Source organism: Neobacillus rhizosphaerae, assembly GCF_050477885.1.
GTDB lineage: Bacteria > Bacillota > Bacilli > Bacillales > Cytobacillaceae > Neobacillus > Neobacillus rhizosphaerae_A.
This window is the reverse complement of sequence record NZ_JBCNAC010000148.1, coordinates 90505-96948: the sequence shown is the minus strand read 5'-3', so window position 1 is coordinate 96948 and position 6444 is coordinate 90505. Positions and strand designations below refer to the sequence as shown.

8 protein-coding genes are annotated in these 6444 nt (G+C 36.8%); 1 reads left to right on the top strand and 7 read right to left on the bottom strand.

The window, feature by feature from the left end:
- Positions 1 to 63: 63 nt before the first annotated feature.
- From ABES03_RS20500 to ABES03_RS20470, 7 genes are all read right to left on the bottom strand, one after another.
- Entirely contained in the window at positions 64 to 594 is a 531-nt protein-coding gene (locus ABES03_RS20500) for a chromate transporter (protein ID WP_430120146.1), read from the bottom strand.
- Positions 591 to 1253, bottom strand: coding sequence for a chromate transporter (locus ABES03_RS20495; RefSeq protein ID WP_430120144.1), 663 nt, complete (start codon positions 1251 to 1253; stop codon positions 591 to 593). The genes ABES03_RS20500 and ABES03_RS20495 overlap by 4 nt, the downstream gene beginning before the upstream one ends.
- Positions 1254 to 1292: 39 nt before the next feature.
- Positions 1293 to 1772: a GlcG/HbpS family heme-binding protein gene (locus ABES03_RS20490; RefSeq protein WP_430120142.1), complete on the bottom strand. Its 480-nt coding sequence runs from the start codon at positions 1770 to 1772 to the stop codon at positions 1293 to 1295.
- Positions 1773 to 1799: 27 nt separating this feature from the next.
- The gene (locus ABES03_RS20485) at positions 1800 to 3281 is read right to left on the bottom strand and encodes an aldehyde dehydrogenase family protein (RefSeq protein WP_430120140.1); all 1482 of its coding nucleotides are present in this window, start codon (positions 3279 to 3281) and stop codon (positions 1800 to 1802) included.
- 140 nt (positions 3282 to 3421) lie between these two features.
- Positions 3422 to 4153 (bottom strand): TenA family transcriptional regulator, encoded by a 732-nt coding sequence (locus ABES03_RS20480; RefSeq protein WP_430120138.1) that lies wholly within the window; start codon positions 4151 to 4153, stop codon positions 3422 to 3424.
- Positions 4154 to 4376: 223 nt separating this feature from the next.
- Entirely contained in the window at positions 4377 to 5147 is a 771-nt protein-coding gene (locus tag ABES03_RS20475; protein WP_430120136.1) for a creatininase family protein, read from the bottom strand.
- A gap of 64 nt (positions 5148 to 5211) precedes the next feature.
- Entirely contained in the window at positions 5212 to 5541 is a 330-nt protein-coding gene (locus tag ABES03_RS20470) for a 2Fe-2S iron-sulfur cluster-binding protein (RefSeq protein ID WP_430120134.1), read from the bottom strand.
- 263 nt (positions 5542 to 5804) lie between these two features.
- Here ABES03_RS20470 and ABES03_RS20465 point away from each other — a divergent pair, with 263 nt between their 5' ends.
- Positions 5805 to 6140, top strand: coding sequence for a hypothetical protein (locus ABES03_RS20465; protein WP_430120132.1), 336 nt, complete (start codon positions 5805 to 5807; stop codon positions 6138 to 6140).
- Positions 6141 to 6444 lie beyond the last annotated feature (304 nt).

Genomic DNA, 6444 nt, shown 5'->3' with positions numbered 1-6444 from the left:
AATCAACAGGGTGTAAAAATTAAACTGTTCTTTAATAAGCCATAGTTTTTTAAAAAGGCTAACTTACGAGAGAAATACTCCGCCATATATTAGTGCACAAAGAATTAATAAAGAGGGATGAATTTTGAATCTCATTAAAGCAAAATAACTGACCCCAGCCAAGAAGAGTAAATGGAAAATCCCACTATTTTCAAATGCTGTTAAAAAGAACTGATAAGCCATAATGGCAAGTAAGATGGCAATTATAGGCTGTACTGCTCTTGTCATTAAGGTTACCTTTGGAGATCCTTTAAATAGATTTACAAATTTAAATAATAAGATGACAGCAATTGCAGAAGGTAGTATGGTAGCAATCAGTGCAATAATGGCCCCAAAAAATCCTCCTAACTGAAAACCAATATATCCCCCCATCTTCGTTGCAATTGGACCAGGCAAGGCATTCGCTATTGCTAAAACATCGCCAAACTCTGATAAGGTCATCCAATGGTAATGATTAACCACTTCATTTTGAATTAGAGGAATGGTCGCAGGCCCCCCTCCGTAACCTAGTAAATTAGCAATAAAAAAAGACCAAAAGATGTGCCAATAAATCATGAGCTTTTTTCCTTTCTCTGAATAAGTACCTCAGTGGTGCCTGCAGCAGCTTTTTCTTTTCGATCAGCTATCAAGTAAGCAACCATTAGAAAAATAGCTATTAAGATTCCAGGATGTAACCCAAGGAACTGAACAAAAACCAAAGATACTACTGAAAGAGTAGCCATTTTTTGTAACCCTAACCCTTTACGACCATTTTGGAAAAATCGATATGCCATCTCGACTAACATAAAGCCGATAACAGGAGTAACTCCTTGGACCATTCCGCTGACAATTGGCGATTCCTTGTAAGAATAAAGAACACTTAATAAAGCGATCATTGCAATAATAGAAGGGAGAATGTGAGTTAGGATGGCTACTACTGCCCCAACAGCTCCTTTAACTTTATATCCGATATACGCCGCCATTTTAGTGGCGATCGGGCCTGGCATGGTATTGGCTAAGGCTAAAATCTCAACAAACTCTTCTTCTGTCATCCATTTATACTTTTTGACAGCCTCAAACTCAATTAACGGTATGGTCGAGGGGCCGCCTCCGTAACCGGTAACACCAGTGCGGGCAAATCCAATTGCTAACTCCAGATAGGCTTTCAGTTTACTCTCCCCCTTTTTATACCTATTCATTTCATTAAATAGAGAGTAGTAGTTTGAAGACCCCATTCAGACATCACACATCCCCTGAATGAGGTCCTAATACTATTATTTTTTTATATCCGCCGACGTGATTACCTCGAGTCCAGCACTAGCTACATAGCTTTGTAAGGCTTGTAATGCAGCCGTTCCTACAGCCGTATCTTGCTCACCGTTTCCACCACTTACACCAATTCCACCTACTACTTCTCCATTTACAACAATAGGAAACCCACCTACAAAAATAGCGAATTTTCCAGGGAGCATCATTTGAATTCCAAATGCTTCATTTCCTGGTAGTGCAGGGCCATTAGGTTCTTTGTTAAATAAATGAGTGGAGCGTTTATGTCCTGCAGCAGTGTAGGCTTTAGCAATTGCAATTTCTGGTCCTGTAATTCGTGCTCCATTCATTCGTTCAAGAGCAAGTAGATTCCCCCCGTCATCACAAATAGCAATTGTTTCGAGGACATTGATTTCTTCTGACCTCTTTTTCGCTGCCTCAATCATTACTTTAGCTTCTTCTAATTCTAATTTTAGAACTGATTTCATGTATGATCTCCTCACAATAATAATTATTTAAAAGCCCATATAGACAGTTTTTAATTGAGTAAAGAATTCTAAACCAACTCTTCCTGACTCCCGGAAGGTGGACGTACTTGATTTTTTTAGACCTCCAAAAGGTGCATTCATTAAATTTCCGGTTGTCGTGCGATTCACCTTTACTGTCCCTGCTTGTATATCCTTTGTAAATTGGTTTGCAATTCTTAGATTATTCGTCACGATCGAGGCAGACAAGCCATACTCGACATCATTAGCAATGGCGATAGCTTCTTCATATGTATCTACTTCTATCACAGCCACAACCGGACCAAAGATCTCTTCCTTCGCAATTCTGGAATTGGAGTTAACATTTGTAAAAATTGCTGGTTTCACATAGTATCCCTTTTGGTATTCACCAAAAGTTAAATGGTCACCACCGTATTCCAATGTCGCTCCATCTTGTTTTCCATATTCCACATATTTCAAGACATTTTTCAATTGCTTTTCATTAGCAAGCGGCCCAATTTTAACACCAGGCTCGAAACCATGTCCTATTTTAAGGGCACTTGTTTTTTCTACAAGTTTTTGAACAAATTCATCTTTAACATCTCTTAAAACAATGACCCTGCTCGTTCCTGTACATGCTTGCCCCGTCAAGGAAAATCCTCCGTTAACAACCAACGTAGCTGCTAAATTGAGGTCGGCATCATCCATGACAATTAATGGATTTTTCCCTCCAAGCTCCATTTGTGTACGCGTCGTAAATCCTGCCTTTTTATGAATATCTTCCCCAGCAGCTGTTGAACCTGTAAAAGTAACTGCACGGACAGCTGGATGAGTCACCAACAAGTCACCCACGTCAGATGCTTTTCCTGTTACAAAGTTAATTACACCCTTAGGAATACCAGCCTTATCTAAAGCTTCGACTAAACGTAAGGCAATCAGTGGAGTATCAGAAGAAGGTTTAAATACTACCGTATTTCCTGTGATTAAAGCAGGAGCAATTTTTCTAGCAGGAATAGAAAGTGGAAAATTCCAAGGAGTAATTACACTCACCACTCCAAGCGGTTCTCTTTCGGTTGAAACTTTCATATTTGAGTCATCATTTGGATAGGTTTCCCCTGTAAAGCTTTGACCTTCTACTGCATAATACCGAAGAGTTTGCGCGGAACGTATCACTTCATTCTTCGCATCATCGACGTGCTTACCTTCTTCTCTAGTTAACTCTTCAGCAAGGGCTTGAACATTTTGTTCTAAAATGCTTGCCGCTTGATTTAAGATGGACGCCCGTTTTGATGGTGCGGTTTGAGACCAGCCGGGAAATGCCTTTTGGGCAGATTCAATTGCTAATTGAACATCTTGTTCGTTTGATGCTTGGAATCTACCGACAATATCTTCATTATTGGCTGGGTTCACACTATTAAACGTTTTATTGCCTACTGATTCTTTCCATTCTCCATTTACATAATTATTGAAGGTTGCTACTTTTGTTGTAAGCACTACGATCACCTTTTTCATAATTAATTTAATCCTATAAAACAAGGGTTATTTTATAAAAATGGCCGTCAATTAAACCTTTAAACTACAAGATTATAATGACGGCCTGTCAAATAGGGACGGATTCAGAGTGATTCAGTTAAATCCGTTATATACGATTATTATTTCGCTTCTACTAATGCTCCTAAATCTTGTTCTAAATACTCTCTCCAAAGCCCATCCATGTACATACGGCGCATTTTTGCTCCAGTCCGGACAACTTCTAGGCAGCGTTGCTGCAATTCAGGAGTATCTGCATGATCTAAAACAATTTTGTATCCACGCTCACCATGGATCTCATCAGAAACGATGTGTAAGTCGAAGAACTCAATTTCTTCATCCGTAAATCCATATTGTTCACGTAATGCTGGAGTCTGCTTTCTATAGATATCAGGAACTTGAGATTCTAACCCTACAACTAATGCTGCTGTTGCTACAACGAAATTTTCCCTCGCGGCAACCGCGTAGCACCAGCTTTGCAACCCTAAAGTAGTTGGCGCCATATTGGCTGGATCGATAATGCGTTCTCTTGTTGTACCACATGCTTCAGCAAAACGAATTAATAAATCTGTATGGCGATCTGCTGCAATTTCTTCTTCATACATATTTTGTAATGTGAAGTCTTTTGCCGCTTCGAATTTTGGATCGCTTGGAGTATTGTGATAAATATAGGCTAAGTAATCTGCAAACGGTCCTACATAATGGTAATGATTTTCAGCCCATCTAGCAAAATGTTTTCTTTCAAGTCTTCCCTCGGCCCAAGCTACTGTAAATGGAGCCTTCTGGCTATGATTTCCTTTAATAGCATCTTCTAATTCCTTGCGAAATTCATCTTTTGATAATAATTCTGTCAACTGAAACTCCTCCTCTTTTTTATGTAGGTACCCAAGTTTCTTCTTGGTATTTGATATTTTGTATACCATATTAGTTTAAAAATAAAAAGATTGTTGATTTATTCACTGTCCAACAGCCTTTTAATCTATGAAACTATCCATTTGGTATACCTTGATTTAATACTATCAAGAAGTTGTTTATTTGTAAATATAATTTTTAGAATTTTTTAAAGATTATTTATATTTACGTTCGCACATCTACTTTAATATCGATTAATTTATAAAGTTCTATTGTAAGTTGATCTAATGCCTCTTCCACAATCTGGCGTCCTATATCCCAGCTTGCTTTTGTTCCATCGCCAATACAACCATTATTGGTCATTTCTTCGTAGAAATAAAACCCTTGAATTGCTTTACCAGGTCTAAGTTGCTTCCATCTTCCTCCTTCATGAATATCACCTTTCTCTAATTGTTCCGGACGGACAAGTTCTGGTGCTAAATAGAGTGCTTCTGATACTTCTCTTTCGCAACTATGGCCAAATAGTGTGGATGTCACATGCTCTTTAATTGCCTCTTTTGCAGAAGCTGTTGTTTTGGCATAATAAACTTCAACATTCAATTCTTGTGTTATTATCATTGAAGCAACATTAAGCGTCGATTGGTTTCCGCCGTGAGAATTTAATAATAAAAACTTTTTCACACCATGATGCTTTAAAGATGAAATGACATCCTTCAAGATGGCTATTAACGTCGTTGGCTGCAACGATATGGTTCCCGGAAAATTCAAATGATGTGGTGAAACACCCATATTAATTGTAGGAGTAACTAGCGCATAAGGAAACATTCGCTCACCTAGTTTCTTCGCCATTCTTTCTGCTAAAACTGCATCACAGCTTTCTACCATATGTGGTCCATGCTGTTCATGTGCCCCAATTGGAATAATAGCAAACTTAATAGTCTTTAGTGATTCTTCTACTTCCTTCCATGTCATGGCTGTAAGATCATAACTATTCAACAATCATTCACCTACCTATATAGATTGTATTTTGTATACCATTATTTCTTTAAAAAAAAGCAAATTATGCTTGGGATGCTGATTTTTTCTTTGGAGCTTGGATCGCAATATTTTCTTGAGAGATTTCAATATCTTGTTGAATCGTTAATTGACATGTTAGACGGTATCCCTCATTTACTTTTTCACCTAGCATTTTTTCTTCTTTCCAATTTGGTGGTGCTAATGACTCTGCTCCGCTTATAACAATACACGTACATTTGGTACATCGTCCCATACCACATCCATATTTTAATTTTGGCAATTGGCGTGTTCCCGCTAGCACCACTAAATTGGCATTATCTTTTACTTCTTGTTCAATTGTTGTCCCATCTACATGAAGAATTACTTTAGGCATAAGATTTCCCCTTTCCATTTATTCTAAAAATTTCGAAACCTTTTCTGAAGTATACAATCTTTTTGTGAGAGAAGCAAACTGGATTTTGTAATTTTATCAATTATTTAAATATTTAGAATATAACTTGAACAATTTATCTGTTTAAGATAAAATATACACAAGCACTTTGGTATACAATGTTCCACAAAGGGGTGGTAAAAACATTTTTTTAATCATTATACTTAGTTACAAATGGATTAATACTTACTTAAGGGGTGTTTTTTATGGGGAAATATATTGTACTAACGAATAAGGAAACGTTTCAAACCATTCTCGACAATGATGGTTTAGAGCCAGTTGAAACCTATCATTTCTATTTCTTTGATAAGTTAAAGGCGAAATACACAATTGCAAAAGTACTTGATGAGAATATGAAAATTCAACTATTTGAAAACTATGAAGGAAAAGAATACGTAAATCATATAGCTGTAAAGTTTTTTGAACGATTTGATACGATTGAAGCCGCTCGAGAAGAATTAAGCGAGATTGTTAAAGCATCTGGTAACAGTGAAGATTCTGTAAATTCTAAGCTAGTAAAATCAGATGAAGTAGCCATTTAACAAAATAGCCATAAAAGAACTTCTTTATATGAAAAATCCGGAGAGAAAAGCGGTGTCTCTCCTTTTTTTTATATATTGTTCATAATAAATGAAAAAACCGCCACATAATGTGACGATTTGTAATAGAAGTTTTTAGAACTTTAATGTTTTTTTAAGTGATGCTAATTTCTTCTCAGCTTTCTCCGCAGCTTTTTTAGATCCAAATAGAAAGTTAAACATATTAAGTCCCCCTGTAACATTATTTATTTGATACTGTAATTGTATTATGTGATTAAAAATAAAACAACATTTTTGTATACCAAAT